A 25708-nucleotide genomic window follows, 5' to 3' on the forward strand; every position below is an offset into this window, starting at 1 on the left:
TTGAGGGCGTGTCTTCAGAGAAAGCTTTAAGCGCAAGGCAGCATTTTTCGCGCACGGCCCAAAGCAAAATGCCCGCCGCTACGCCTCGCGCACCGCTTTCAGGAATTGCGGGCCGTAGCGCTCCAGCTTGGCCTCGCCGACGCCGGAGACGTCGCCGAGCCCGGCCAGCGAACGCGGGCGGGCGCGGGCGATCTCCATCAGCGTCGTGTCGTGGAAGATCACATAGGGCGGCACGCCCTGCGCGCGCGCCAGCTCCAGGCGCAGCGCCCGCAGCTTCTGATACAGCGCCTCGTCGTGCGGATCGGAGAGCGCGGCTTTCGGTGCCCGCGCCCCGCCCGTCACCCGCGCCGCACGGGTGCGCGCTTCCACCTTCAGCTCGATGCGCCGTTCCCCGCGCAGCACCGGGCGGCAGGCGGCGGACAGGGAGAGGCCGCCATGGCCCTCCACATCCACCTGCAGCAGGCCGAGCGCCACCACCTGGCGGACGATGGCGCGCCATTCGTCGCGCGAGGTGTCCTTGCCGATGCCGAAGGTGCTCAGCGCTCCATGGCCGAATTTCGTGATCTTCTCCGTGGTCGCGCCCACGAGCACGTCGATCACATGGCCGGCGCCGAAGCGCTCGCCGGTGCGATAGACGCAGGACAAAAGCTTCTGCACCGCCTGCGTGCCGTCATAGGTGCGCACCGGCTCCAGGCAGGTATCGCAATTGCCGCACGGCTCGTCGCGCTGCTCCTCGAAATAGGACAGCAGCACCTGGCGCCGGCAATTGGCGGTCTCGCACAGGCCGAGCAGCGCATCCAGCTTCTGCCGCTCCACGCGCTTGCGGGCCTCCGGCGCGTCCGAGGCTTCCACGAACTGGATCAGCTTCGCCACGTCCTCGACGCCGTAGAGGAGCAGCGCTTCGGAGGGCAGGCCGTCGCGCCCGGCGCGGCCGGTCTCCTGGTAATAGGCCTCGATGCTCTTCGGCAGGTCGAGATGCACCACGAAGCGCACGTCCGGCTTGTCGATGCCCATGCCGAAGGCGACGGTGGCCACCATCACGATGCCGTCTTCCTTCAGGAAGCGGTCCTGGTGACGGGCGCGGGTCTCGGCATCGAGGCCGGCGTGATAGGGCAGCGCCATGTGCCCGTCATCCATCAGCGCCTGGGCGGTGGCCTCCACCTTCGCGCGGCTCATGCAATAGATGATGCCGGCTTCGCCCACATGCTCGTCCAGCAGCGCACGCAGCTGCGCCTTGGGATTGGACTTGGCGGCGATGCGATAGCGGATGTTCGGCCGGTCGAAGCTGGAGAGGAAGACGCGCCCCTCCTCCAGCCCCAGCCGCTCGACGATCTCGCGCCGGGTCGGCCCGTCGGCGGTGGCGGTGAGCGCGACGCGCGGAATGCCGGGAAAGCGCTCGTGCAGCAGGGTGAGCTGGCGATATTCCGGGCGGAAATCGTGCCCCCATTGGGACACGCAGTGCGCTTCGTCGATGGCGAACAGCGCGATCCGCGCACCCTGGAGCAAGGTGAGGAAGCTGTCGGTCAAAAGGCGCTCAGGCGCCACATAGAGCAAATCGAGTTCGCCCAGAGCGAGCGCCCGTTCCACCTGCCGCGCCTCGCCGGGCGGCAGGGAGGAGTTCAGCGCCGCCGCCCGCACGCCCAATTGGCGCAGCGCCTGCACCTGGTCGTGCATCAGCGCGATGAGCGGGGAAATGACGATGCCGGTGCCCGGCCGGACCAGGGCCGGCACCTGGTAGCACAGCGACTTGCCGCCGCCGGTCGGCATGAGGACGAGCGCGTCGCCCCCCGCGCACACATGCGCGACGATCTCCGCCTGCGGCCCGCGAAATGCCTCATATCCGAAGACATGACGCAGGATCTCTCGCGGGTCCTTGGACGAAGCCGGAACCTTCAGCGACTCAAGCGGCAGGGCGGCGGACATGACCCTTTATAGCGCGCGAGGGCGGGCCGGCAACGCGGCGCCTTCACCCGGCTCCGCCTCGCTTCCGCGCCCGCGCCTCACAGCTCGAAGCTGCCGCCGCTCGCCGGCACGATCACCTTGGTGGAATGCCCTTCCAGCGCCGCGACGAACCGACGGGGATCCTTCACCAGGATCGGGAACGAGCCGTAATGGCACGGCACCACGTTCGGCACGTTGAGGAAGCGCTTGACGGCCAATGCCGCCGTCTCCGGCCCCATGGTGAACCGGTCGCCGATGGGCACGAAGGCGACCTTCGGCTTGTGGATCTCGCTCAGCAGGGCCATGTCGGAGAAAATATCGGTATCGCCGAGATGCCACACCGTCGGCTCGCCCTGTGCCTTGACGATCAGGCCCGTGGGATTGCCGAGATAGGTGGGATGCGCCCCGCCGCCGCCCGAGGAATGATCCGCGCGCACCATGGAAACGGTGAAGCCGCCGAGATCGATGGTGCCGCCGGTGTTCATCATCTCGAACTTGGTCAGGCCGTGGCCGCCGAGGAAAGCGGCGATTTCCGGATTGCAGACCACGGGAATGGCGCGATGGGCCGCTTCGGCCTCCTTCACGATCTCCGCCGTGTCGCCGATGTGATCGCCGTGGCCGTGGGTCAGCAGAATGTGGGTGACGCCGTGCACCGCATTGCGCCGCCCGGCCGAAAAGGACGGGTTGCCGGTGAAAAACGGGTCGATGAGCACGGCCTTGTCCGCGAAGTCCAGGCGGAAGGCGGCATGTCCGAACCATGTGATCTTCATGAAATGGCCTTCGAAGGTCGATCCGCCGGCGGCTGGACGCGGAGCCCGCCGCCGTGGGGAAAGGTGGGTCCGGCCCGGGCTTTCGCGCTGGACGCATCCGATGCGCCGGCAACCGCCCAGGGGCTGCCGCTGGAGTATCGCGAAAGCCATTCCTCGGCGCAACGCGCGAGGCATGCGGCCTGCGCATGAGTGGCGAGGGCACGCCCCCCATGCTAGCGAAGGGAATGAGCCAGGATCCGCCCGCCGTCCCCGCCCCCACCGTCGCCCGCGTGCTGCCGCTTGCCGATCTCGCCGGCCTCCTGCCGCCGCGCGGCGCGCTGATCGGGCTCGACCTCGGCACCAAGACCATCGGCGTCGCCAGTTGCGATCCCGACCGGCGACTCGCGACCGTGGTGGAAACCGTGTGGCGCACCAAATTCACCGCCGACGCGGCGCGCCTGCTCACCCTCGCCAAGGAGCGCAACGCGGTCGCCTTCATCCTCGGCCTGCCGCTCAACATGGACGGCAGCGAAGGCCCCCGCGCCCAGGCGAGCCGCACCTTCGCGCGCAATTTCGCGCGCATCAGCGAGCGGCCCATCGGCCTGTGGGACGAGCGCCTGTCCACCGCCGCCGTCGAGCGCGCGCTGATCGCGGCGGACGCGAGCCGGGCGAAGCGCGCCCAGGTGATCGACCAGCACGCCGCCGCCTTCATCCTCCAGGGCGCGCTGGATTTCCTCGGCCGCATCGCCGACGAGAACGCCCCCGACGAAGAGCTGCCGGACTAGGGTCGGTTCGCAAAACGGATCGGGCGCGGCTCGTTCCTGTCGTCCTGGCGTTCCCGGACACGCAATCGCGTGCGTGCGGTGCCGCTTTCCCCCTCTCCCCTGCGGGGGCAGGGAGGGGGGTGTTTCTTCGTGTGTCCGGGCAAGGGTGGTGCTTGCGGCGCCATCCCCCCTCCCCAACCCTCCCCCACAAGGGAGGAGGGTGGCGAATCCGCTCACTTGAATGTCGATTGGCGCAAGCCCGAGGAACGCAGGCGGAACACGCGGGCGCGGGCGATTCGGACACGGTTCGGTCCCGCCGCGTTCTCCCCGCCTCACCGCCCCTGTCCCGAAATGGAACGGGCGGGCGCTCAGCGCGGGCGTGGCGGGCGGCGGTGGCGCGGGGTTGCTCCCAGCAGGATGCCGCGATCCACGGCGCCGGCCCCGAACTTGGCACGCAATTGCTCCATGGCGTCTTCCGCCGCCTTGAGGCGCGGGGTTTTCGTGTCCACGAGGTCGGCCGGGTCCGCTTCCACGCCGGGCACGAGATCGGACAGGCCGACGCCGATGAGGCGATAGGCCGTGCCATCCACCTCCTTCACCAGCAGGTCGTGGGACGCCTCATAGAGCCGGGCGGCGAGCTGCGTCGGCGTTTCGAGGGCGCGCGAACGGGTCCGGGCGCGAAAATCGGCGCCCTTCAGCTTCAGCGTCACCGTGCGCCCGGCGATCGCGCCGCGCCGCAGGCGGCCGCACACTTCCTCGCACAGGCCGTAGAGAATCTGCTCCAGGGGGCGCAAGTCGCGGATGTCGGTGTCGAACGTGGTCTCGGCGGAAACGCTCTTCGCCGCCCGGTGGGGCTCCACCTTGCGGGTGTCGATGCCGAGCGACAGCCGCCATAGCCTTTGCCCCTCCGCCCCGTAGCGGCGCAGCATGTCGATCTCGCCGAGGCGCTGGATGTCGGCGATGCGGTTCAGCCCGTCGCGCGCCAGCTTCGCACCGAAGGCCGGCCCCACGCCCCAGATGAAGGTGATCGGCCGGGGCGCCAGAAACGCCGCCGCCTCCTCCTGCCCCAGCACCGAATAGCCGCGCGGCTTGTCCAGCTCGGAGGCGGTCTTGGCCAGGAACTTGTTGCTCGCGAGGCCGATGGAGACGGTGATCCCCACCTCTTTCTCCACCTGCTGGGCAAAGCGCGCCAGCGCCCGGCCCGGCGAGAGGCGGTGCAAGCGCTCGGTGCCGGCGAGATCGAGGAAGGCTTCGTCGATGGAGAGCGGCTCCACAAGCGGGGTCAGCGCCTGCATGAGCGCACGCACCTGCCGGCCGGCGATGCGGTATTTCTCCATGTTCGGCTTCAGCACCACCGCCTGCGGGCACAGGGCCTTGGCCTTGAACATGGGCATGGCCGAGCGCACCCCATGGATGCGGGCGATATAGCAGGCGGTGGACACCACGCCGCGCGTGCCGCCGCCGATGATCAGCGGCACATCCGCGAGGCTTGGATCGTCCCGCTTCTCGACCGCCGCGAAGAAGGCATCGCAATCCACATGGGCGACGGTGAGCGAATCGGCCTGCGCATGGCGCACCAGGCGGGGACTGCCGCAGGCGAGGCACCTCGGCCCGCTCCCCGCATCGGCGCGGCAATCGCGACAGAAGCCCGGCGGCAGCGCGGCCATGGACCCTCAGCGCCCGCGGCGCGCCGGCGCGTCGGGATCGAAGGGCGGATTGAGCACGTCGTGGGCGCGCGCCACATCCTGCGGCTTCAGGCCGGCATGGGCGGAGAATTCAAGCAGCATGGGCTCGTCCGCCAGCAGGAAGGCGAGCAGGCCGGCATTGAAATGGGGCTCGCGCGCCGCCGCGCGCAGTTCCGCCGGGCCGAGCCCCGTCTCGGCCAGGAAGCGGCCGATGCGGTCCGGCTCCTGCGCCAGGAAGCCGAGCGCGGAGACCGCGACGGCCTCGGCGGCCTGCCGCACCCGGGCCGGTTTGTTCGAAGGATCTTTAATGGGCATTTGCGCTTCCGCAACGAATGGTCTCTAGCTTGAGCCATCATGTCCGATCCCGCAGCGAAAAGCGAAGCGGTCGGCATGCAGCACGATGTTCGGAGCCGCGCCACCGGCGCGGAGGCGGACCTCATGGGCGGGGACAGAGGTATGCCGAAAACGGTGATGATCGTGGAGGACAACGAGCTGAACATGAAGCTCTTCCACGATCTGCTGGAAGCCAACGGATATCAGACCGTGCAGACCCGCACCGGCGTCGAGGCGGTGCCGCTCGCGCGCAAGCACAAGCCCGACCTGATCCTCATGGACATCCAGCTGCCCGAGGTCTCGGGCCTGGAAGTGACCGGCTGGCTGAAGGCCGACCCCGAGCTGCGCGCGATTCCCGTGGTCGCGGTGACCGCGTTCGCCATGAAGGGCGATGAGGAGCGCATCCGCGCGGGCGGGTGCGAGGCCTATCTCTCCAAGCCGATTTCGGTCGCCAAATTCCTGGAGACGGTGCGCATTTATAGCGGGGGATGATCGCTTCGGGCGCGAATCGGGCGCTTTGACATCGCGCGCGCTTCCGCTAACTTCCTCCTGTCGGGACGTGAAGCACGGCGGCTGCGCAGGGCGCGGCGCCGCTTCGGAAATACCCTACGGAGTGCTCAGGTCCGCCGCATCTCCTGGGTCCGTGGGGTTCGGCCGGCGGCCGGGCTGTGTGGGTGGCCTCCCCGCGCGCCCGCCGTCGGCCACCCGCCCCCTTCAAGATCGCGAAAGTTAGGACTGGCCGCGGAGCGTCCCGCCGCCCGCTTTGCCCGCACCGGCAGGCCCGCCGGGTGACCCGGCGCCCCTTCGCCTGCATGGGGACTCTTCAAGCGAGCGATTATGCTTTAGGAAGGACGGCCGATCCGCGGGCGCCCAAGGGCGCCCAAGAGCGCGGACGTGGCGTAAATCGCACGCGCGCCGCGACCCGACGCCCTCAAGCGACGAAGACATGACGGACTATCAAGCGTTCAGATTTGCCGTTGCCCCGATGATGGACTGGACGGATCGCCATTGCCGGGCGTTCCACCGCACCCTGTCGGCGCGCGCCCTGCTCTATACGGAAATGGTCACCGCCCCGGCGGTGCTTCATGGCGACCGGGACCGGCTGCTTGGGTTTTCCCCGGCCGAACACCCCGTCGCGGTTCAGCTCGGCGGCAGCGACCCGGCGCAATTGGCCCAGGCCGCGCGCATCTGCGCGGCGTTCGGCTATGACGAGATCAATCTCAACGTGGGCTGCCCCTCCGACCGGGTGCAGGGCGGCAATTTCGGCGCCTGCCTGATGCGCGAGCCGGAGCTGGTGGCGCGCTGCGTTTCCGCCATCAAGGCCGAGGTGGCCGTGCCGGTCACCGTCAAATGCCGCATCGGCGTGGACGACCAGGACCCGGAAACCGCCCTGGACGCCCTGGCCGATTGCGTGATCGCGGCGGGGGCGGACGCGCTCATCGTCCATGCCCGCAAGGCGTGGCTGCAAGGGCTCTCGCCGCGCGAGAACCGCGACATTCCCCCGCTCGACTACGACCGCGTGCGCCGCCTGAAGGCCCGCCTGCCCCATGTACCCATCGCCCTGAACGGCGGCCTTTCCTCCCTGGAACAGGCGCAGGTCGAAAGCGCGGGGCTGGACGGGGTGATGCTCGGCCGCGCGGCCTATCAAAATCCGGAACTGCTGCTGGCGGTCGATCCCATGTTCCACGGCGCGGCGCCGCCGCATGCGGATGCCTTCGCGGCCGTGGACGCCTTCGAGCCCTATATCGCCGCCCATCTGGAAGCCGGCGGGCGGCTGCACGACATCACCCGCCACATGCTCGGCCTGTTCACCGGCAGGCCCGGCGCCCGCACGTTCCGCCGTCGCCTTTCCACGGAAGGGATCGCGCCCGGCGCCGGACTCGATGTGCTGCGCGCGGCGTTGAACGACGTGCGTCGCGCCCCCCGCCGCGCCGCCGCCTGACGTCTGGACAGGACGACCGGTTCGGGCGCAGGTTGGCGCCCCCTCGGGCCGGCTTTCCTGCCGTGCATCCCTCCCTAGAGGCCGCCTTCATGCTTTCCTCCATCCCCTGGAGCGAACTCGCCTATCTGACGCTGGCGCTGCTGGTCGGCGGGGTGGTGACCGGCCTGCTCGCCGGCCTGCTGGGGGTCGGCGGCGGCGCGGTGATCGTGCCCGTGCTGTACGAGGTGTTCCGCATCATCGGCGTTCCCGAGGACATCCGGATGCAATTGTGCGTCGGCACCTCGCTCGCCATCATCGTGCCCACCTCGCTGCAATCCTATCGCGCCCACAAGGCGCGCGGCGCGGTGATGGAGGGCGTGCTGAAGACCTGGAGCCTGCCGGCGATCGTCGGCATCATCGCGGGCAGCGCCATCGCGGCCTTCCTCGACGGTCGGATTCTCCAGGCGGCCTTCGTGGTGATCGCCACCCTCATGGGCACCAAGGCCCTGCTCGGCCGCGCCGACTGGCGGCTCGGCACCCGATTGCCGGGCCGCACGGCCATGTGGGGCTACGGCTTCTTCATCGGCCTTGCGGCCTCCCTCATCGGCATCAGCGGCGGCGGCATCTCCAGCATCATTCTCGGGCTGTACGGCGTGCCCATCCATGCCGCCGTCGCCACCTCCGCCGGCATCGGCATGCTGATTCCCATTCCCGGCATCATCGGCTATGCGATCGCCGGCTGGCCCCATCTGCCGGACCTGCCGCCGCTTTCGGTCGGCTATGTGTCGGTGCTGGGCTTTGCCTGCATGGCGCCGGTGAGCACGCTGACCGCCCCGTTCGGCGCGCGCCTCGCCCACCGCTTGTCGCGCCGGACGCTGGAAATGGGCTTCGGCCTGTTCCTGCTGATCATGGCGCTGCGCTTCCTCATCGCCATCATCCTCGGATAGGGCCGACCGGCCCGGCCCTCACCAGGTGCTGCGGAAGCCGGCCGTGATGCTGCGGTTGATCTCGCTTCCCGTGTCCGCCACGGTGGTGGTGAGCACCAGCGGGCCGATCAGGTTCTGCTGGGCGCTGAGCGAGGGCAGCCAGGTGCGGCGGTCGCTGGCCACCGAGGTGCCGAGGCTGAGGCGGGTGCCGGTCTCGTGCACGTTGAGGCTCAGCGATTTGTCGCTGCTCCAGCCCTCGCCGGCGGCGGTCGGGGCGACGGTCACGGAATAGCGGTCGCTCACCTGCGCGCTGATATGGCCGCCGAGGTCCCATTCGCGCGAAAAGCTGGTGCCGAGCTGGCTCTTGTCCTGAAGCGCGTTGACCCGCACGTCCACCGCCCCCGTCTCCCAGAACAGAAGGTTGGAGACGCCCGGCATCGCCACCTTGGCCCAGGCGACGGCGCCGGAATTGTCCGAGGCGGTCCAGGGCAGGTCGGACCGCGGCTGCACGGTGGTGGCCGGCGCGGCGGAAACGGACAGGTCGACGCCGAATTCGGCCGCCTTCCAGTCGGTGAGCGCGCCGGCCGCCGTCACCGAGGCGGAGCCGTCGGCGTTGGCGGTGCGTGAAACGCGGGTGGAGACTTCCTGCGCGGCGGCGGGCGCGCTGCCCACGGCGGCGAGGATCAAGGGGACGCATACGGGTGCGATGGCGCGGGGCAAACGGGTTTGCGGCATGTCATCTCCGTCGATGCAGCACAGCCGACGCCCGAGGGCGCGCGGCCTGCCTCAACTTCCTGATCCCAGCCCACCCCAATAGGCCAGAGGCAGGTTAAAGGAATCTTCCCGCAGCGCAATATGCCCCGCCCCGACCCCGCACCCGCCCCGCTCCGACCCCGCCCCATGCAGCGATCGCATGTCTCGCGCCGGCGGCGCCCGCGCGACCAACTTGCTGGGACGGCCCGGCGCGGCTATCCCCGCGCCAAGGAGACAAAAATGACGCCACCCAGCGAATCCTCTGCCGACGCCACCCAAGCCCTGCTGCTGCGCATCGCCGACGCCCTCGAGCGTCTCGCGCCGCCGTCCCTGCTCACGCCCGATTTCGAGGCCGCCGACGCCTTCGTTTGGCATACCCAGCCGAACCGCTTCGAGCCGGTGAAGCGCGTCAATCGCGTGGACATGGAGCTGCTTCAGGGCATCGACCGGGTGCGCGACCAGCTTGTGGACAACACCGAGCGCTTCGCCCGCGGCCTGCCCGCAAACAATGCCCTGCTCTGGGGCGCGCGCGGCATGGGCAAAAGCTCGCTGGTGAAAGCCTCCCACGCCCACATCAATCGCACCGTCCTCGGCACGGACGCCGGCGGGCGGCGGCTGAAGCTGGTGGAGATCCATCGCGAGGATATCGAGACCCTGCCGGTCCTGATGTCGCTGGTGCGCGGCTCGCACCATCGCTTCATCGTCTTCTGCGACGATCTTTCCTTCGACGGCGACGACACCACCTACAAGTCGCTGAAGGCGGTGCTCGAAGGCGGCATCGAGGGGCGGCCGGACAATGTGATCTTCTACGCCACGTCCAACCGGCGCCACCTGCTGCCGCGCGACATGATGGAGAACGAACGCTCCACCGCCATCAATCCCGGCGAGGCGGTGGAGGAGAAGGTTTCGCTCTCCGATCGCTTCGGCCTGTGGCTCGGTTTCCACAAATGCAGCCAGGACGAATATCTGGAGATGGTCGCCGCCTATGTGGCGCACCACAAGATTCCCATGGACGAGGACAAGTGGCGCCCGCTGGCCCTGGAATGGGCGACCACGCGCGGATCGCGCTCGGGCCGCACGGCCTGGCAATTCGTGCAGGATCTCGCCGGCCAGCTCGGCGTCGCCCTCGCGCCCACGGCCGGCTGAAGCGCGTCCGTTCATGAAAAAAGGCCGGCTCGAAAGGGCCGGCCTTTTGGTTTTTGCGGACGGTCTGCGTCGCCTCAGTTGCGGGTGACGATGCAGGTGCCGCCCTGCGCCTGGAGCGCGTTGCAGAGGTTGTTCGCCTCGTCGCGGGTCGAGAACGGGCCGACCTGGGCGCGATAATAGATGCCCTTGTCGCCGAGATCGGCGCGCCGGACGGTCGCCTTGTAGCTGCCGAGAAGCTGCGGATAGCGGCCCTGGAGCACCTTCCAGGAGCCCATGGCATCGCTTTCGGACTTCTGCGAGGAGACCTGCACCACATAGGCGCCATTGGCGACCGCGGCCGGGGCGGCGGACGCGGGCGGGGCGGCCGGCGCCGCACCGGGGATGGCGGCGGTGGTGGTGACGCCCTTGGGCGCGGGAGCGCCGGCGGGCAGCGGGTTCTGCTGCGGCGCATAGGCCGTGGGCGTGATCCCGGGGGGCAGGGCCGAAGGCTGCGGCGCGGGGCTGTCCACCACGCTGCCGTCGGCTCGGACGGCGAGGGTCTTGACCCGCTTCGGTTCGGTGGAGGGGGCGCCCGCGACGGCCGGAGGCGCGCCGGCACCGGCGGCGGCGGCCGCAGCGGCAGCCGCGGCGTTCACATCCACCGGCTGCTCCTCGCGGGGGACGACACGCTCCGTGCCGGGCGCACCGCCCACGCGGTCGTAAATCAGCTTCTGCCCGTCGGCGCCGGTGGTGGGCGTCGGCCCCGCCACCTTGGTCGGCGCATTGTCCGCCTTGATGACCGGCGGCGCCTCGCCGCTGGCCGAAGAGCTGCCGCTTCCCATCATGCGATAGGCGAACAGGCCCCCGGCGGAGGCGACGCCGATGCCGACCACGGACGCCACGATGATCAGCGCCATGCGGCCCTTGCGCTGGCGCGGCTCGGTTTCATAGACCTCCTCGGCATGAGGCGGCATATAGCCTTCCTCGCCATAGGCGGGGTCGTAGGTGTCGTCGTAATCCTCATAGCCATCGCCCTGGGCGGCGCCGCCATAGGCATAGCCAGCCTGGGCGTCGTCTTCCTCTTCCGGATAACGGGCGGCCGGCGCGGCGGGCTCGCTCGGACGGGCGGGAACGGCCGGGCGCGGATCGTACTCGTCCTGAAGCTGGCGGCCCTCGGCGCGGCGCGACAGCGATCCATAGCCGAGGCGCACCGAGGTGCGGTTCTGCTCGGCGGCGACTTCCTGCTCCAGCGCTTCCCAGCTGGCCTGCGTATCCTGGCCTCGGGTGTCCTGGGCGCGGGGGTCCTGGGCGCGGGGATCCTGTTGACGCGGATCCTGGCTGCGCGCGCGGGGCGCCATCTCCTCGCCGGGCATGGCGCGGGCGGCAGGCTCGGGGGCGGCGTCGCGACCGCCACGGCGGCCCGGCTGCCAGTCCTCGAAGCGGCGTTCCACCGGCGGGGCGGGAAACTGCGGAGCCGGGGCGGGGTCCGGACGCGCCGCTCGGGCGCGCGGCGCGGGCGCCGGGGGCGGCTGGTCCTGCCCCATCTCCGCGAAATCGGCGAACGGGTCCTGGTCGCCGATCAGGCGCGCCAGTTCCGCCAGCGCGTCTTCGTTTCGCGGACGGCGAGAAGCGGGAGTCGCGGCCGCCGACGGCGCCTGACTGGCGTATTCGTCATCGCGCCGGTAGCGCAAGCTGCTGTCGTCGCCCATGTGGCCTCAATCGTGTTTGGTAGGACCGGAACCCCGCACCCCCCAAACCCAACCTTACGGCACACGGGTCGGAACGGACGACGCGGTCACTTCAATTCCTGAACGGCCTCAACTCCCAGCACCAACAGCCCGGAAGCGAGCACCGCTGCCACGCCATGAACCAATGCCAGACGTGCTAAGGTCAATTCTCGATCATTCTCCATAATGAAGCGTAAATGTGGCAATTCATTTCCGCGATTCCACTGCCCGTGAAAATCGCTGGCCAAATCGTGCAAATAAAAGGCGATCCGGTGGGGTTCGCGGGCCGCGGCAGCCTGTTCAACCAGCCGTGGCCAAGCCGCGAGGCGCGCGAGCAGGCCCAATTCGCCCGGATCGTCCAGCCGCTCCAGCGGCGCATGGGCATAAACTTCCGCTGTTTCCGGCAAGGATGCAATCTGTTCTTTGGCTTTGCGCAGGATCGAATGGGCGCGGGCGTGCGCATACTGCACGTAGAAGACCGGATTTTCCCGAGACTGCTCGATCACCTTGGCAAGGTCGAAGTCGAGCGGCGCGTCGTTCTTGCGGAACAGCATCATGAAGCGCACCGCGTCACGGCCGACCTCGTCCACCACCTCGCGAAGGGTCACAAAAGAGCCCGCGCGCTTTGACATGCGCACCGGCTCGCCATTGCGATAGAGCCGGACCAGCTGGCACAATTCCACATCCAGGCTCGCCTGGCCGCCGGTCACCGCCTTCACCGCCGCCTGCATGCGCTTGACATAGCCGCCGTGGTCGGCGCCCCAAACGTCGATCATGCGGCGGAAGCCGCGATCGAACTTGTCCTTGTGATAAGCAATATCGCCGGCGAAATAGGTATAGCTGCCGTCCGACTTCACCAGCGGGCGATCCACGTCGTCGCCGAACGCCGTGGAGCGGAACAGGCTCTGCTCGCGATCCTCCCAATCCTCGATCGGCGCGCCCTTGGGCGGCGGCAGGCGGCCTTCATAGACCTCGCCGGAGCGGCGCAGCTGCTCGATCATGAGGCCGACGCGGTCGGCCCCCGCGGTCAGCGAACGCTCGGAGAAGAACACGTCGAACGCGATGCCCAGCGCCGCGAGATCCTCGCGGATCATCACCATCATGGCGCCGATGGCGAAGCTGCGGAACACCGGCAGCCATTCGCTCTCCGGCGCCTCCAGGAACGCGCCGCCGTGCATCCCGGCCAGTTCCTGGCCGACCGGGACGAGATAATCGCCCGGATAGAGGCCGTCGGGAATTTCCGCCGCCACGCCGGTGGCCGCCTCGCGATAACGCAGGAACACGGAGCGGGCGAGCACGTCCACCTGCGCGCCGGCGTCGTTGATGTAATATTCCCGCGTCACCTTGTAGCCGGCGAACGCCAGCAGGCTCGCCAAGGCATCGCCGAACACCGCGCCCCGGCAATGGCCCACATGCATGGGGCCGGTGGGGTTCGCCGAGACATATTCCACGTTCACCGGGACGTTCTCGCCCATGGACGAGCGGCCGTAATCCGGGCCCGCGCGCAGGATCGCGGCGAGCACCACCGGCCAGAAGGCCGCGTCCAGGGTCAGATTGATGAAGCCGGGCCCGGCCACGTCCACCTTGGCCACGCGCGGCACGGCGGCGAGCCTGGCGGCGATACGCTCGGCAAGCTCGCGCGGCTTCATGCCGGCGTCCTTGGCCAGCACCATGGCGGCATTGGTGGCGAGATCGCCGTGGGTCGGGTCGCGCGGCGGCTCCACCACGATGCGGCCGAGATCGAGACCCTCAGGCGTGCGGCCCTCCCCCAGCTGGCCCTGGCGGGCAAGCTCGGCGACGGCTTCTCGCACGTGATCGGCAAAGATCGCGTAGACGTTCATGGGGCATTCCAATGTGGTGAGAGCACGGGGCGCCTAACGCAAATCCGGCGTCGAGTCAAAGTAGCGGGCGTGCTGGTCCAGGGCATAACGGTCGGTCATGCCGGCGATATAGTCGGCGACGCGGCGGATCAGGCGGGGCGTGTCGGAGGGGTCGATGTCGCGCCGCCAGTCGGGGGGCATGTCGCCGGGGGCGCTCAGGAAATGGGCGAACAGATCGCGCACCACCTGCGCCGCGTCCTCCATGATGCGGTTCACGCGTTCGTGCCGGTACATGCGCGGAAACAGGAATCCCTTGATCGCCGCCTCCGCCGCCTGCACCTCGGCGGAAAAGCCCACGACGGGACGGCCCAGCGCCCGCACCTCCTCCACGCTCGCAACCCCCGCCTCCGTCGCGCGCCGATCGGTTTCGCGCACGACATCCTCGATGAAGCGGGTGATGACCCGGCGCATCATCTCATAGGCGGTGCGGTTTCGATCGAGCGCCGGCCACAGGGCGCGCACCTCGGCGAGCGCGTCGCCCACCAGCGGCAGGCCGGCGAGATCCTCCAGCGCGAACAGGCCGGCGCGCAGGCCGTCGTCGATGTCGTGCACGTCATAGGCAATGTCGTCGGCGAGCGCGGCGGCCTGCGCCTCGGGGCCGGCATGGCTCCACAATTCCAGATCCTGGGCGGCGGAATGGACATTCACCGCATGGGGCACGCCGGACGCATAGCGCCCGATGCCCCGGCCCTGCCGGTCGGTCATCGGGCCATTGTGCTTGACGATGCCTTCCAGCGTCTCCCAGGTGAGATTGAGGCCGTCGAAGGCCGCGTAGCGCCGTTCCAGGCGGGTCACCATGCGCAGGGACTGGGCGTTGTGGTCGAAGCCGCCATGGGCGTGCAGGCAGGCGTCCAGCGCGCGTTCCCCCGCATGGGCGAAGGGGGGATGGCCGAGATCATGGGCAAGGCCCAGCACCTCGGCCAGATCCTCGTCGAGCCCCAATGCCCGGGCGATCGAGCGGGCCACCTGCACCACCTCCAGCGTATGGGTGAGGCGGGTGCGGAAATGGTCGCCTTCATGGAACACGAAGACCTGGGTCTTGTGCTTCAGCCGGCGGAACGCCGTGGAATGGATGACGCGGTCGCAGTCGCGGCGGAACACATTGCGGCTGCCCTCCGGTTCGGGATGCAGCCGGCCGCGGGAACGCAGGGGGTCACTGGCGTAGGATACGCGCGGGGTCGATCCCAAAACCGCCATCACCACCCCTATGCCCTTTAATTTCCGCGCGGCCGCACTTAACTATCATGTCGAACACTGATCAACCGTCGAAGGCCGCCATGTCCAGCGCCGTGACACCGCAGACCGCTTCTTCTCCCCTCCCCGCCACCGGGCCGTTCGTCGTGACCGACAGCGCGGCCCGGCGCGTGGCGCAGATCCTCGCCGGCGAGGCGCCGGAAAGCGCGTTGCGGGTGAGCGTGGAGGGCGGCGGCTGCTCGGGCTTCCAGTATCGCTTCGATGTCACGCAAGATCGCGACAGCGAGGATCTGGTGATCGAGCGCGAGGGCGCCACCATTTTGGTGGACAAGGTTTCGCTCGATTATCTGGTGGGCTCGCGCCTCGATTTCGTCGACGATCTGATCGGCGCGGCGTTCAAGATCGACAATCCGCAGGCCACCTCCTCCTGCGGCTGCGGCACCAGCTTCTCGCTTTGATCCTGCGGCAGGTTCCGGCAAGCGCGCTCAGGCTTCGTTCACGGCAGGGGCCGCAGGGCGCGCGGTGCGCCGCCGCAGCCAGTTCGTGACGCGCACTTCCAGCACCCGCTGGCTCGCCCAGGCGAGCGCGAGACTCGGCGGAAGCGCGAGCGCGAAGAAGATCGGCATGGACCAGTTCCCCGCCAGCGCGACCACGCCGGACTTGTAGAGGCCGAGCTTCACGAACGCCATGGCGATGGGGTGCCAGAGATAGAAGCTGTAGCTGATGGTTCCCATCCACAGCATGGCCGGCGTCCGCAGGATGCGCCCCAATACGCCCGCCCCCGACGACAGGCCGATGAACAGGACATAGGCCAGCACCAGCGACAGCGGCATCAGCAGGCTGCGCCAGTCGGCAAAGGTAAGGAAGGCGAGCAGCGTCAGCTTCTTGGTCGCGGCGATCTCGATCACCGTGTGCCAGACCGCCAGGAAGGCGACGAGCGCCACCAGCGAAAACCGCGTGCCGATCCTGCGGGCGAGCGGCGGCACCGCGTTCAGCGCCACGAACACGCCCGGAATGAACATCAGCGCCGGCGTGTGGATCCACAGCAGCGGCGCCGCCGCGGCGATCGGCAGGACATAGCCCCAGCGGCCCATGGGCCCCGACAGCGCAAAGCCGGAGGCGCATACGAGATAGAATGCGAATTCGTAGCTCAGCGACCATGCGGCCGGGTGGATCAGCGGCACCGGCACGACGGGAGGCATGGCCAGCAGGTTCGCCGGCAGCGCGGCGATCAAGGCCATGGGCGGCACCCCTTCCGGGCGCCCGCCGGCGATGTTCATGGCGAGGAAGATCACCACCGTCACCCACAGCACGGGAAAGATGCGGGTGGAGCGATTCCACAGGAAGGCGGCCGCGCTGCGCGAGCGGCGCAGCGAGCCGATGATGACGATGCCGCTGATGCCGAAGAACAATTCCACCGAGTGGGACAGGCTCATCAGCGCGAAATGCAGCGGGCCGGCAGTCACGGCGGCGGGCGCCGGCAACGCCGAATTGATGACGTGGTAGAAGAAGATCATGGCGCAGAACAAGCCGCGCGCGCCCTGGATATTGGCGTTGAGCGCATGGCCCGAGAGCGGGTCGCGCCCCTGCCCCGGCGCGGAAGGAATCTGTGCCGTGTCGCCGCCCACGCCCACCCCGCAAAGCCTCGCCCGCAAAGTCCCGCGCGGCGATTCACCGAGCGTCCCCGCACAGCACCTAGCATCAATCGCGGCACCGCAGCAGCCGCCCGGTGAAAAATCCGCGGGCGGTCTCAGTCCGGGGACGGCAGATGCTGGGGCCAGGCGCCGTTCAGGCAGGCGAACATGCGCTCCGTGCGGGCGATGATCAGCAGGTCCGGCTTGAAATTATAGATGTCCGCATAATCGAAATCGCACGCGCCGAAGGTGGTGCGGCTGAAATGCATCCAGCCGGCCACGGAGACCGGGGTGTAGCCGAACAAGGCGGGCCAGATGTCGACCGTATAGGAATCGCCGACCACCAGCACGCGCGGACCTTCCTTGCGATAGCGGATGACATAGCCGTTGAAGCCGCGGGCCTCGTGCTGGAGGCGCAGGGCGGGGTCCGGCTCCTTCTTGATGCCGGGCGGCAGGCGCAATTCCTGGTTCAGGTCCGGCAGGGGCGGCGTGAGGCGCAAGGTGCGCGCGAGATCGCCCACCAGCATGGGCTGAAGCGGCCCGATCACCTTGTTCACGTCGACCTGCCAGTCGGGATGCCCGGCCGCGGCGACGGTGGCGTTGAAGGCCAGAACGGCGCTGAGATTGTTCCAATGGGTATCGTTGGGCAGGTAGCGGCGCGGCTCCGGCGAGGCTTTCAGCACCCGGCGCAGATCGACGGTGGGAATGCCGGCCTTTTCCAGCCCCTTGAGCATGAGGGTATATTCGGTGGTGTGCTGCGGCACGCGATCCTGCCACGCCGGCAGATCGTCCGTATCCACCGACTGGGCATTGGGCGGCAGGGCAACGACCATCTTTACCCCGTGGGGCGCGAGATGGGCATGCAGGCTTTCCATCAGCTCCACGAACCGGTCCACCGCGCCCGTGCGCACCAATTGTCCCGCCGATTGCTCGGGTGCCCGCTGGCCGGACCAGAACATCTGCCCGTTGCGGCCGAAATAGACGTTCTTCGTATCCGGCGAATGGAGCGCGGCGCGCAGCTCCCGGCGGGCGATGGGCATGCTCGCGCGGAAGCCGAAATTATCCTGGAGATAGAGGCCGGCGGCCTGAAGCTGTCCGTGCATGCGGCCGAACCAGCCGGCATCGGGCTTGGCACCCCCGCGCCAGATGCCGCGGCCGAGAGGGTCCGGCACCACATTGCTCAGCAGGAGAGCCACAAGGATACCCATGATCAGGATGCCCATGTAGCGGCGATACGAGACGAGCAAGCCAAAGCCTCACATTCACGGATCAGAGCGACGACGCCGAAGCCGCGCAACGCGGCCCCCAAAGCCTCATTTTACATGGGCCATCATCGGCACAAAGATCAACAATCCTCTGGTTCCAAGTGCAAACAGTGTTTCCCACGGTATCGGCGGCCTCAATCGGGCGGTGGCGGCAGGTTATCGGGCCATTTGTTCTTCAGGCACGGAAACAGACGCTCGGTGCGCGCGATGATGAGGACGTCGGGATTGAAATCCCGGATGTCGGCGAAGTCGAAGTCGCAGGCTCCCGAGGAGAACCGGCTGAAATGCATCCACCCCACCTCGGCCACCGGCGTGAAGCCGAACAGGCCGGGCCATTGGGTGGCGGTATAGGAATCGCCCACCACCAGCACGCGCGGCCCGCTCTCGCGGAAGCGGATGGCATAAGGCGTGAACTGGCGCGATTCCGTCTTCAGGCGCAGCGCCGGATGGGGCTGCTTGACCCAGGCCGGATCGAAATTGAGGCGCTGGTTTTCATCGGCCAGGGGAGTCTTGATCCGCAGCAGGCGCGCGAGATCGCCCTGGGGGATCGGCTCCATCGGCCCCACCGCCTTGCTCAGATCCACCTGCCAGTCGGGATGGCCGGCGGCGACCATGGTGGCGTTGAACGCGATGGCCGCGCTCAGATGGGTCCAATGGGTGTCGTTGGGCAGGTAATGGCGCACGCCCGGCGCGGCTTTGAGCACCGCGCGCAGATCCACGGCGGTGATGCCGTCCTTCTGGAGATCCGCCAGCATGAGCGCATATTCGGTCGGGCGCGGGCGCACATATTTGTACCAGGTGGGCAGATCGTTCACGTCCACCGTCTGGGCATTGGGCGGAATGGCGACCACGACCTTGGTGTGCGGCAGGCGGTCCTGCATCGCCTTCATGAGGGCGACGAAGCGTTCCACCGCATGCACCCGGTACAATTGGCCCGCCGTCTGTTCCGGCGCGCGCTCGCCCGACCAGAACATCTGCCCGTTGGGCCCGATGTAGAGCGTCGTGGTGTCCGGCGACCACAGCGCGGCGCGCACGGTGCGGCGGACCACCGGCATGGAGGCGCGGAAGCCGAAATTATCCTGAAGATAGAAGCCGAAGCTGCGCAGATTGCCGTGGAAGCGCTCGAAGAAGCCGGCGCCATCCCGCGGCAGGCCGCGCCAGGTGTGGAAGCCCAGGGGATCGGGAAAGAGATTGCTGAGCAGCAGCAGCGTGAGGATGCCCATCACCAGGGCACCCATATAGCGGCGATAGGAGACCAGCAGTGCCATGCCTCAGAACCGATAATAGAGGAAGGGCGTGCCCATTCCGCCACCGATCCACACCACGCTGAACAGCATCAGCAGGGCGATCATCACATAATCGCCCACCGCGAGCAGCGGCTTCATCGCCGGCGACCAGCGGATGCGCGGCCACTTCCACAGGCCGATGATGCCGCCGACGATCAGCGCGGCGATGGACAGCGGGTAAAGCCCGAAGCCGAACGCCACGCTGTATCCGCCCACGCCATTGAAGCCGAACAGGCCCTGGAACATGGCGATGGCGCCCTCGAACGTCTCGGCGCGGAACCAGACCCAGCCCAGAAACACCGCCAGCAGCGTGTAGATGTGGGCGAACGCCGCCGGCAGGCGCTTCAGCACCTTGCCGAGCCCGGCGCGCTCGATCACCAGGAAGGCGCCGTGATGGGCGCCCCAGATCACGAAATTCCAGCTCGCCCCGTGCCACAGGCCGCAGAGCAGGAACACCGCCCACAGATTGGCATAGGTGCGCGCCACGCCGCGCCGGTTGCCGCCGAGCGTGATGTAGACGTAATCCCGCAGCCAGGACGACAGGCTCATGTGCCAGCGGCGCCAGAAATCGGTGATGCTGAGCGCGGCGTAGGGAATGCGGAAGTTGCGCGGCAGCGTGAAGCCCACCATCACGCCCAGGCCCACGGCCATGGCGGAATAGCCGCCGAAGTCGAAATAGATCTGGATCGCGTAGGCATAGACCCCGGTCCAGGCCTCCAGCAGCGTCGGGTTGGAGGTGCCGTCGAACACGGCGTCCACCATGCGCGCGACCTCGTCGGCGATCAGCACCTTCCAGGCGAGGCCGAGCGCGAACAGCCGGGCGCCGGCGGAGAAGCGGCCCCAGGTGGTGCGCCGGTCGGACAATTGGTGGGCGACCAGCGAATACCGCACGATCGGGCCCGCCACCAATTGCGGGAACATGGTCATGTAAAGAATGAATTCCCACGGATCGCGATTGGCGCGCACCCGGCCCTTGTAGATGTCCGCGATATAGGAAATGGCATGGAATGAATAGAACGAGATGCCGAGCGGCAGGGCAATATTAGGATTGACGATATAGATGCCGAGCGGATGCAGCAGGAAGTCCAGATTTTCGATCAGGAAGCCGGTATATTTGAAAAATCCGAGCATCAAGACATTGAAAATCACGCCCAGGATAAGGAAACGCTTGCGACGCTCGCCTTCGTTCCGATCCACCGCCAGAGCGACATAATAATTCACCGCAATGGAAAACAGCAGAATCAATAGGTGCGGCGTGTATCCGACCGAATAAAAAATCAGTGAGAAGACAACGAAAATAAAATTCTTCGTCTTGATCTGCTTCGCCGAGAAATACAGCAGCAGGAAGAGCGGAAGAAAATAGAATAGAAACTGAATGGATGCGAAGGTCATACGATCGGGGCCAACAGCGTCACGAGAAGCGATTGGAAATGGCATCCTTTCGCGCGTCAGGCAAGCCTCAATCCTGGTTTGCGCGGCGGCAGCTCTGCACTATCCTGCCACTTCTCTCGGGAGTGTGACCGATGCGTATCGCCACCTGGAACGTGAACTCCATCCGCCAGCGACTGGACCATGCCGTGCGCTGGCTGAGCGAGGCGCAGCCGGACGTCGTGTGCCTCCAGGAAATCAAGTGCCAGACCGAGGCGTTCCCCCGTGAGCCGTTCGAGGCGCTCGGCTATAATGTGTCGGTACACGGGCAGAAGACCTTCAACGGCGTCGCCATGCTCTCCAAACTGCCGCTGGAGGATGTCACCCACGGGCTCGCCGGCAATGACGAGGACGTGCAGGCCCGCTTCATCGAGGCCGTCATCTCCACCAAGGGCGGCGCGGTGCGGGTCTGCTGCATCTATCTGCCCAACGGGAACCCGGTCGGCTCGGAGAAATATCCCTACAAGCTCAATTTCATGGACCGCCTACACGCCTTCGCCGCCGACCGGCTGGCGCTGGAAGAGCCGCTCCTGCTGTGCGGCGATTTCAACGTGATTCCGACGGCGGCCGACGCGGCGGACCCCTCCGCCTGGGTCAATGACGCCCTGTTCCTGCCGCAGACACGGGAGGCCTTCCGCGCCCTCACCCATCTCGGCCTGGTGGATGCGGTGCGGGCGACCTCGGACAGCGCCAAGCTTTACAGCTTCTGGGATTATCAGGCCGGCGCCTTCCAGCGCGACCTCGGCATCCGCATCGATCATCTGCTTCTGTCGCCCCAGGCCGCCGACACGCTGATCGCGGCCGGCATCGACAAGCATGTGCGGGCCTGGGAAAAGCCGTCCGATCATGTCCCGGTGTGGGTGGATCTCAAGATCGCGGCCTGAACACGCCGCTCGCTCGGGGCCGGTTCGGGGTAAATCGCCCTGCCCGCCCTTCAAACCGTGCCGCGCGTTCAGCGCTGCGCGGTCTTCAGCCATTGTTCGAGATATTGCAGCGCCTGTTCGCGCTCCTCGGGCGTCGCCTCGGCGAAGGCGTCCTCATAGAGGTCGACCACCCATTTGTCCTGCGGGGCCGCCGCCCCGTCGCGGGCGAGGGTCAGCCACATCAGGCCGCGGGCGCCCTGCCGGCTGATGCCCTCATCGCCCCGGAACAGCATGTTGCCGAGCAGGGCCTGGGCCTCATACTGCCCCTTCTGGGACGACAGGATCAGCCAGCGCGCCGCCTGGCGCGGATCGCGCGGCGCGCCCACCCCGTCCAGATACATCTTGCCGAGCCGGTACTGAGCCTCCGAATCCCCGAAATAGGATGCGGCGTAGGAATACATGTCGCGGGCGCGTCCCGCGTCCCGCCGCACCGAGGAATTGGGAATGCCCTGGAGATAATAGCCGCCGAGCGCCACGAACGCGCTCGCCACAAACCGCGCCTGGGCGGTGCCGGGATAATCCTCGGCATGACTGTTGGCGACCCGGCTGAAATATTCGAACGCCTTGATGTCGTCGCGCTTCACGCCGTCGCCATCTGCATACATGCGGCCCAGCTTCCACTGGGCGGCGGGGTGGCCCTGGTCGGCGGCATAGCGCAGGGCATCCACGCCCTTCGCCGTCTGGCCGAGCCGCAGGGCCTGCGCGCCGGAGCGGAATGCCTCGTCCACCGGGCGCACGCCGGGGGTGCCGGGCACATCGGCCGGCGGGGTCAATTGCTCGGGCACGGTGTGATCGGACTGGGCATTGCCGTCGAACGCGAGCGCCGGGCTCGCCAGCACGCCGCACAGCAGCAGGGCCGCAGCGAACGTCTCCCGATAGGGACGTTTCGCCGGCCGGGACGCGCACGCGCAACGCCCGACATGGGACGCGCGACGCTTCAGCAGGGAACGGCTCTTGCTAACCATGATTGAGGAAAGGTGCCACGACGGGGGGGCGAGATCGGGGCCGCGCCAAGGCCAAGCCGAGGATTCTCCTGGGCGCCCCTGCGCTTTTGCCGCAATCAATAGACCGCAGACGGCCTTATGCCCTGTCATCCGGGATCACCCTCGACATGGCGGCCGGAAAGACTTTCCGAGCAACTGAACCCGCCATGTGCAGGCGTTCGATTACACGCCGTTTTGTGGCGGCTTCGCGGCGCAATCCGCCGCGCGCGGGGTGCGCGGCTTGAATGCGTCCGAGTGTTGCTCGGCTGTCACAGTTTTCGGCCCGGCGCGTGCGGGCCGAAACGTGTCAGGGGGTGCGCGACAATTGCGCGATGGCGGAGAGCACTTTCTCCTTCCGCGCGAGATATTCCTCGCGCTTCTCGCGCTCGGCCTCGACCACCTCCTCGGGCGCCCGCGCGACGAACGCGGCATTCGAAAGCTTGCCGTCGATGCGCGCCACTTCCTGGTCGAGCTTGCCTTCTTCCTTGCGCAGGCGGGTCAGTTCCTCGGCGAGATCGACGATGCCGGCGAGCGGCAAGGCCGCCACTTCCCCGCGCACCACCATCTGCACGGACTCGCCCGGCATGGCATCGGCGAGCGTGATGTCGGAGAGCCGCGCCAGCCGGCGGATGGCCTCGTCCCACACCTTCGCGCGCAATTGGGTGGCGGCGGACGCTTCCACCAGCACCAGCGGCACCTGTGCGCCGGCGGGCACGTTCATCTCGGCGCGCACGGAGCGCACCTCGGTGATGAGATCCACCGCCCAGCCCACCTCGGCCTCCGCATCGGGCGCTTCGAGGCCCGAGAGGTCGGGCCAGGGGGCGAGGGCGAGAAGTCCTTCGCGCGCCGGCCCCTGCTCGCCGGTGCGGGCCCACAATTCCTCGGTCAGGAACGGCATGAAGGGGTGCAGCAGCTTCAGCGCCACGTCGAGCACGAAGGCCGTGGTGGCGCGCGTCTCGCTCTTGCCCGCCCCGTCGGGGCCGGCGAGCACCGGCTTCGCCAGTTCCAGGTGCCAGTCGCAGAACACGTTCCAGATGAAGCGATAGACCGCGCCGGCCGCATCGTTGAAGCGATAGGCGGCAAGCGCCGCCTCAAGCTCGGCCGTGGCGCGCGCGGCCTCGCCGATGATCCAGCGGTTGAGCGTACCGTCCACTTTCGCCGGATCGAACCCCTCCACGCGCTCGCAGCCGTTCATCTGGGCGAAGCGCACGGCGTTCCAGAGCTTGGTCGCGAAATTGCGGTAGCCCTCGACGCGCGAGGTGGCGAGCTTGATGTCGCGCCCCTGGGCGGCCATGGCGGCCAGCGTGAAGCGCAGGGCATCGGCGCCATACTGGTCGATCAGGTCCAGCGGATCGATCACATTGCCCTTGGACTTCGACATCTTCGCCCCCTTCTCGTCGCGGACGAGGGCGTGGATATAGATGTCCTTGAACGGCACGTCGGGCATGAAGTGCAAGCCCATCATCATCATCCGGGCGACCCAGAAGAAGATGATGTCGAAGCCGGTCACCAGGACCGAGGTCGGATAGAATTTGGCGAGTTCCGGCGTCTCGTCCGGCCAGCCCATGGTGGAGAAGGGCCAGAGCGCGGAGGAGAACCAGGTGTCCAGCACGTCCTCGTCGCGGGTGAGGAAGGCGGCGCGCTTCTCCGCATCGTCGATCAGCGCCTGCGCTTCCTCGCCGGTGAGATTCTCCGCGCCGACATTGTGGGCGAGCGCGGCCTCGAACGCCTGATCCTCGTCCAGTTCCACGAACACATTGCCGAACGGGTCGTACCAGGCCGGAATCTGGTGGCCCCACCAGAGCTGGCGCGAGACGCACCAGGGCTGGATGTTCTCCAGCCACTCGAAATAGGTCTTTTCCCAATTCTTGGGCACGAAGCCCGTGCGCCCCTCGCGCACCGCCGCGAGCGCCGGCTGGGCCAGCGTCTTGGCGTCCACATACCATTGGTCGGTCAGCCAGGGTTCGATCACAACGCCTGAGCGGTCGCCGTGCGGCACCACGTGGGGATGCGGCTCGATCTTCTCCAGCAGTTCCAGATTGGTGAGCAGCTCGACGATCTGCTTGCGGGCGAGGAAGCGGTCGGTGCCGTTCAGCAGGGTCAGCACGCCACCGAAATCGGGATCGTCCACATAGGCGTCGCGGCGGGCGGCGAAATCGTCCCGGATGTCGGCCACGTCGATGCGCGCCTCGGCATCGAGAATGTTGATCATCGGCAGATGATGCCGGCGGCCCACCTCGAAATCGTTAAAATCATGCGCCGGGGTGATCTTCACCGCGCCCGAACCCTTTTCCGGATCGGAATAGTCATCCGCCACGATGGGGATGCGACGGCCCACCAGCGGCAGGATGACGAACTTGCCGACCAGATCGGCATAGCGCTCATCCTCGGGATGCACCGCGACCGCGGTGTCGCCCAGCATGGTCTCGGGGCGCGTGGTGGCGACGACGATGAAGCGGCCGTCCTCGCCCTCCACCGGATAGCGCAGGTGCCACAGGTTGCCCTTGGTCTCGATCGGCTGGACCTCGAGGTCCGAGATCGCGGTGAGGAGCTTGGGGTCCCAATTGACGAGGCGCTTGTCCTTGTAGATCAGCCCCGCGCGGTGCAGCTCCACGAACACCTTCAGCACGGCGCGGGAGAGCCCCTCGTCCATGGTGAAGCGCTCGCGCGACCAGTCGCAGGAGGCGCCGAGGCGCTTCAGCTGGTTGACGATGGTGCCGCCGGATTCTTCCTTCCAGGCCCACACCCGCTCGATGAAGGCGGCGCGGCCCATCTCGCGGCGGCTCGGCTCCTGGCGCTGGGCCAGCTGGCGCTCCACCACCATCTGGGTGGCGATGCCGGCATGGTCGGTGCCCGGCTGCCAGAGCACGTCCTTGCCGCGCATGCGCTCGTAGCGCGCCAGCACGTCCTGGAGCGTGTTGTTCAGCGCATGGCCCATGTGCAGCGAGCCGGTGACGTTCGGCGGCGGAATGACGATGGAAAAGCCGGGCGCATCCTTGCGCTCGGGTCGCCCGCACCGGAACGCCTGCGCCTGTTCCCAGGCGGCGGAGATGCGCGCTTCCACGGCGGCGGGATCGAACACTTTTTCCAGCATGCGCAAGCTCCACGGGCGCGCCGCGCCCGGCATCGTGATCTTTGGACGTGCGCCTTAAAGCCGTACGGCGGCCCCGCCGTCAACGGGGCCGCCGCAC

21 protein-coding genes are annotated in these 25708 nt (G+C 67.8%); 7 read left to right on the forward strand and 14 right to left on the reverse strand.

Features of this window, described 5'->3' with window-relative positions; genetic code table 11:
• Window positions 1-78: 78 nt before the first annotated feature.
• Both recQ and V5F84_RS13780 read right to left on the reverse strand, forming a co-directional pair.
• Window positions 79-1923: a DNA helicase RecQ gene (gene recQ, locus V5F84_RS13775; RefSeq protein WP_394044847.1), complete on the reverse strand. Its 1845-nt coding sequence runs from the start codon at window positions 1921-1923 to the stop codon at window positions 79-81.
• 77 nt (window positions 1924-2000) lie between these two features.
• On the reverse strand, window positions 2001-2711 hold the full coding sequence (locus V5F84_RS13780; RefSeq protein WP_394044849.1) for a metal-dependent hydrolase: 711 nt from the start codon (window positions 2709-2711) through the stop codon (window positions 2001-2003).
• Between the two features lie 224 nt (window positions 2712-2935).
• On the opposite strand from V5F84_RS13780, the gene ruvX reads away from it, so the two are divergent.
• The gene (gene ruvX, locus V5F84_RS13785; protein WP_394044851.1) at window positions 2936-3475 is read left to right on the forward strand and encodes a Holliday junction resolvase RuvX; all 540 of its coding nucleotides are present in this window, start codon (window positions 2936-2938) and stop codon (window positions 3473-3475) included.
• Window positions 3476-3822: 347 nt separating this feature from the next.
• On the opposite strand, the gene V5F84_RS13790 is transcribed toward ruvX, so the two are convergent.
• Both V5F84_RS13790 and V5F84_RS13795 read right to left on the reverse strand, forming a co-directional pair.
• Window positions 3823-5121 (reverse strand): DNA polymerase IV, encoded by a 1299-nt coding sequence (locus tag V5F84_RS13790; protein ID WP_394044853.1) that lies wholly within the window; start codon window positions 5119-5121, stop codon window positions 3823-3825.
• 6 nt (window positions 5122-5127) lie between these two features.
• On the reverse strand, window positions 5128-5454 hold the full coding sequence (locus V5F84_RS13795; RefSeq protein WP_394044855.1) for a DUF3572 domain-containing protein: 327 nt from the start codon (window positions 5452-5454) through the stop codon (window positions 5128-5130).
• A gap of 141 nt (window positions 5455-5595) precedes the next feature.
• On the opposite strand from V5F84_RS13795, the gene V5F84_RS13800 reads away from it, so the two are divergent.
• From V5F84_RS13800 to V5F84_RS13810, 3 genes are all read left to right on the forward strand, one after another.
• On the forward strand, window positions 5596-5964 hold the full coding sequence (locus V5F84_RS13800; protein ID WP_394045024.1) for a response regulator: 369 nt from the start codon (window positions 5596-5598) through the stop codon (window positions 5962-5964).
• 493 nt (window positions 5965-6457) lie between these two features.
• Window positions 6458-7414: a tRNA dihydrouridine(20/20a) synthase DusA gene (gene dusA, locus V5F84_RS13805; protein ID WP_509277211.1), complete on the forward strand. Its 957-nt coding sequence runs from the start codon at window positions 6458-6460 to the stop codon at window positions 7412-7414.
• A gap of 89 nt (window positions 7415-7503) precedes the next feature.
• Window positions 7504-8340, forward strand: coding sequence for a sulfite exporter TauE/SafE family protein (locus V5F84_RS13810; protein WP_394044859.1), 837 nt, complete (start codon window positions 7504-7506; stop codon window positions 8338-8340).
• Between the two features lie 18 nt (window positions 8341-8358).
• Here the strand turns inward: V5F84_RS13810 and V5F84_RS13815 are convergent, their stop codons facing one another.
• Complete coding sequence (locus tag V5F84_RS13815; protein ID WP_394044861.1) at window positions 8359-9054, reverse strand: hypothetical protein; 696 nt, start codon at window positions 9052-9054, stop codon at window positions 8359-8361.
• Window positions 9055-9312: 258 nt separating this feature from the next.
• Between V5F84_RS13815 and V5F84_RS13820 the strand changes: the two genes are divergently transcribed.
• Entirely contained in the window at window positions 9313-10218 is a 906-nt protein-coding gene (locus V5F84_RS13820) for an ATP-binding protein (RefSeq protein WP_394044863.1), read from the forward strand.
• Between the two features lie 74 nt (window positions 10219-10292).
• On the opposite strand, the gene V5F84_RS13825 is transcribed toward V5F84_RS13820, so the two are convergent.
• The 3 genes from V5F84_RS13825 to V5F84_RS13835 all read right to left on the reverse strand — a co-directional run bounded on the left by V5F84_RS13825 (window position 10293) and on the right by V5F84_RS13835 (window position 15001).
• Window positions 10293-11906 carry an SPOR domain-containing protein gene (locus V5F84_RS13825; RefSeq protein WP_394044865.1) on the reverse strand — a complete coding sequence of 538 codons (1614 nt, stop codon included), beginning with the start codon at window positions 11904-11906 and terminating at the stop codon, window positions 10293-10295.
• An 86-nt stretch (window positions 11907-11992) separates the two neighbouring features.
• On the reverse strand, window positions 11993-13765 hold the full coding sequence (argS, locus tag V5F84_RS13830) for an arginine--tRNA ligase (protein WP_394044867.1): 1773 nt from the start codon (window positions 13763-13765) through the stop codon (window positions 11993-11995).
• Between the two features lie 33 nt (window positions 13766-13798).
• The gene (locus V5F84_RS13835; protein WP_394044869.1) at window positions 13799-15001 is read right to left on the reverse strand and encodes a deoxyguanosinetriphosphate triphosphohydrolase; all 1203 of its coding nucleotides are present in this window, start codon (window positions 14999-15001) and stop codon (window positions 13799-13801) included.
• 80 nt (window positions 15002-15081) lie between these two features.
• Between V5F84_RS13835 and erpA the strand changes: the two genes are divergently transcribed.
• The gene (gene erpA, locus V5F84_RS13840) at window positions 15082-15456 is read left to right on the forward strand and encodes an iron-sulfur cluster insertion protein ErpA (RefSeq protein WP_394044872.1); all 375 of its coding nucleotides are present in this window, start codon (window positions 15082-15084) and stop codon (window positions 15454-15456) included.
• Between the two features lie 27 nt (window positions 15457-15483).
• Here the strand turns inward: erpA and V5F84_RS13845 are convergent, their stop codons facing one another.
• From V5F84_RS13845 to V5F84_RS13860, 4 genes are all read right to left on the reverse strand, one after another.
• The gene (locus V5F84_RS13845; protein WP_394044874.1) at window positions 15484-16626 is read right to left on the reverse strand and encodes an acyltransferase family protein; all 1143 of its coding nucleotides are present in this window, start codon (window positions 16624-16626) and stop codon (window positions 15484-15486) included.
• A gap of 122 nt (window positions 16627-16748) precedes the next feature.
• Entirely contained in the window at window positions 16749-17879 is a 1131-nt protein-coding gene (locus V5F84_RS13850; RefSeq protein ID WP_394044876.1) for an alginate O-acetyltransferase AlgX-related protein, read from the reverse strand.
• A 152-nt stretch (window positions 17880-18031) separates the two neighbouring features.
• Window positions 18032-19165: an alginate O-acetyltransferase AlgX-related protein gene (locus V5F84_RS13855; RefSeq protein ID WP_394044878.1), complete on the reverse strand. Its 1134-nt coding sequence runs from the start codon at window positions 19163-19165 to the stop codon at window positions 18032-18034.
• Window positions 19166-19168: 3 nt separating this feature from the next.
• The gene (locus V5F84_RS13860) at window positions 19169-20575 is read right to left on the reverse strand and encodes an MBOAT family O-acyltransferase (protein ID WP_394044880.1); all 1407 of its coding nucleotides are present in this window, start codon (window positions 20573-20575) and stop codon (window positions 19169-19171) included.
• 131 nt (window positions 20576-20706) lie between these two features.
• On the opposite strand from V5F84_RS13860, the gene xth reads away from it, so the two are divergent.
• Window positions 20707-21495 (forward strand): exodeoxyribonuclease III, encoded by a 789-nt coding sequence (gene xth / locus V5F84_RS13865; RefSeq protein ID WP_394044882.1) that lies wholly within the window; start codon window positions 20707-20709, stop codon window positions 21493-21495.
• 68 nt (window positions 21496-21563) lie between these two features.
• Here xth and V5F84_RS13870 read toward each other — a convergent pair whose 3' ends face one another.
• Both V5F84_RS13870 and V5F84_RS13875 read right to left on the reverse strand, forming a co-directional pair.
• Entirely contained in the window at window positions 21564-22499 is a 936-nt protein-coding gene (locus V5F84_RS13870) for a tetratricopeptide repeat protein (protein WP_394044884.1), read from the reverse strand.
• A gap of 325 nt (window positions 22500-22824) precedes the next feature.
• Window positions 22825-25611 (reverse strand): valine--tRNA ligase, encoded by a 2787-nt coding sequence (locus tag V5F84_RS13875; RefSeq protein ID WP_394044886.1) that lies wholly within the window; start codon window positions 25609-25611, stop codon window positions 22825-22827.
• Between the last annotated feature and the right edge of the window lie 97 nt (window positions 25612-25708).

Source organism: Roseixanthobacter liquoris (assembly GCF_043195135.2).
Lineage (GTDB): Bacteria > Pseudomonadota > Alphaproteobacteria > Rhizobiales > Xanthobacteraceae > NCEH01.

Coding starts and splice junctions, on each gene's coding strand:
- recQ (WP_394044847.1), bottom strand. CDS start 1,923: ATGTCCGCCGCCCTGCCGCTTGAGTCGCTGAAGGTTCCGGCTTCGTCC.
- V5F84_RS13780 (WP_394044849.1), bottom strand. CDS start 2,711: ATGAAGATCACATGGTTCGGACATGCCGCCTTCCGCCTGGACTTCGCG.
- ruvX (WP_394044851.1), top strand. CDS start 2,936: ATGAGCCAGGATCCGCCCGCCGTCCCCGCCCCCACCGTCGCCCGCGTG.
- V5F84_RS13790 (WP_394044853.1), bottom strand. CDS start 5,121: ATGGCCGCGCTGCCGCCGGGCTTCTGTCGCGATTGCCGCGCCGATGCG.
- V5F84_RS13795 (WP_394044855.1), bottom strand. CDS start 5,454: ATGCCCATTAAAGATCCTTCGAACAAACCGGCCCGGGTGCGGCAGGCC.
- V5F84_RS13800 (WP_394045024.1), top strand. CDS start 5,596: ATGCCGAAAACGGTGATGATCGTGGAGGACAACGAGCTGAACATGAAG.
- dusA (WP_509277211.1), top strand. CDS start 6,458: ATGATGGACTGGACGGATCGCCATTGCCGGGCGTTCCACCGCACCCTG.
- V5F84_RS13810 (WP_394044859.1), top strand. CDS start 7,504: ATGCTTTCCTCCATCCCCTGGAGCGAACTCGCCTATCTGACGCTGGCG.
- V5F84_RS13815 (WP_394044861.1), bottom strand. CDS start 9,054: ATGCCGCAAACCCGTTTGCCCCGCGCCATCGCACCCGTATGCGTCCCC.
- V5F84_RS13820 (WP_394044863.1), top strand. CDS start 9,313: ATGACGCCACCCAGCGAATCCTCTGCCGACGCCACCCAAGCCCTGCTG.
- V5F84_RS13825 (WP_394044865.1), bottom strand. CDS start 11,906: ATGGGCGACGACAGCAGCTTGCGCTACCGGCGCGATGACGAATACGCC.
- argS (WP_394044867.1), bottom strand. CDS start 13,765: ATGAACGTCTACGCGATCTTTGCCGATCACGTGCGAGAAGCCGTCGCC.
- V5F84_RS13835 (WP_394044869.1), bottom strand. CDS start 15,001: ATGGCGGTTTTGGGATCGACCCCGCGCGTATCCTACGCCAGTGACCCC.
- erpA (WP_394044872.1), top strand. CDS start 15,082: ATGTCCAGCGCCGTGACACCGCAGACCGCTTCTTCTCCCCTCCCCGCC.
- V5F84_RS13855 (WP_394044878.1), bottom strand. CDS start 19,165: ATGGCACTGCTGGTCTCCTATCGCCGCTATATGGGTGCCCTGGTGATG.
- V5F84_RS13860 (WP_394044880.1), bottom strand. CDS start 20,575: ATGACCTTCGCATCCATTCAGTTTCTATTCTATTTTCTTCCGCTCTTC.
- xth (WP_394044882.1), top strand. CDS start 20,707: ATGCGTATCGCCACCTGGAACGTGAACTCCATCCGCCAGCGACTGGAC.
- V5F84_RS13870 (WP_394044884.1), bottom strand. CDS start 22,499: ATGGTTAGCAAGAGCCGTTCCCTGCTGAAGCGTCGCGCGTCCCATGTC.
- V5F84_RS13875 (WP_394044886.1), bottom strand. CDS start 25,611: ATGCTGGAAAAAGTGTTCGATCCCGCCGCCGTGGAAGCGCGCATCTCC.